Genomic DNA, 1,227 nt, shown 5'->3' on the forward strand with positions numbered 1-1,227 from the left:
ATCAATGCCGGGCTCGAGGCCGGACAGGCGGATCATCCGCTCGGCGAGCTCCACGATCTTGACCGGCTGTCCCATGTTGAGGACGTAGACGGAGACATCGGGCCGCGCCGGCGTCAGCGCGTGCGTCGCAGCCGTCAACACAAGATCGCAGGCTTCGCGGATGGTCATGAAGTACCGGACCATGTCGGGATGCGTCACCGTGACCGGGCCGCCGGCCTCGATCTGCGCCTTGAATTTCGGCACCACCGATCCGTTCGAGGCCAGCACGTTGCCGAACCGCACCGAGATCAGCCGCATATGCGGCTTGCCACTCGATTGCATCATCAGGTCGTGGTCGAGCGCCTGACAATACATCTCGGCAAAGCGCTTGGTCAGGCCCAGCATCGAGACCGGCTCGATCGCCTTGTCGGTCGAGATCATCACCATGGCTTCGGCGCCCGCCGCCTGCGCGGCGTCGGCGACGTTGACGGAACCGAAGATATTGGTCTTGACGCCTTCGCTCCAGTCGCGCTCGAGGATCGGGACATGCTTCAGCGCGGCGGCATGGAACACGATGTCGGGCTTGAATTCCTTCATCAGGTTCATGATCCGGTCGCGATCGCGGATATCAGCGATGCGCCCCTCGATCGCGGCATTGGATGCGCGCGCCGTCAGCGCTTCCGTCACCGCGTAAAGCGCCGGTTCCGAATGCTCGATCACCAATAGACGCGACGCGCCGAAGGTTGCAATGCGGTCGCAAATCTCCGATCCGATCGAGCCGCCGCCGCCGGTGACGATCACCGACTTGCCCTTCACCAGCGCCTCAAGTCGCGCGTAGTCGATCTTTTCGCTCGGCCGCAGCAAAAGGTCTTCGACAGCGACATTGGTCAGCCTCGGCACATCGCCGCTTTCGAGCGACGGCAGGCGGCTGACGAACAGGCCGAGCCGCTTGGCCCGCATCAGGACCGCCTCGGGATGGGCCTCCGGCTCGAACGCCGACGGCGTCATGACGACCCGCGAAATCGGCTTTCCCCGTCCGGCATAATCGCGGACCACATCTTCGACGTCGTCGATCCCGCCGAGCACCGGCACGTTGCGTATCGACTGCCCGCGGTCCGCCGCCGACGGCGACAATACGCCGACCGGCCAAAGCTGCTTGACCGCACCGCTCTCGATCGCGCGCAGCAGCACCTCCGCATCGGCGGCGCGGCCGATCAACAACGTCGCCGACGCGCCTTCGGTCTGGGC

At 65.1% G+C, this 1,227-nt stretch carries 1 protein-coding gene; it reads right to left on the reverse strand.

Annotated features, from left to right (window positions below; genetic code table 11):
- The coding region (locus HCN50_RS32975; RefSeq protein WP_171714013.1) for an SDR family NAD(P)-dependent oxidoreductase at window positions 1-1,227 on the reverse strand (1,227 nt) is incomplete at both ends.

It is taken from the genome of Bradyrhizobium archetypum (assembly GCF_013114835.1).
Lineage (GTDB): Bacteria > Pseudomonadota > Alphaproteobacteria > Rhizobiales > Xanthobacteraceae > Bradyrhizobium > Bradyrhizobium archetypum.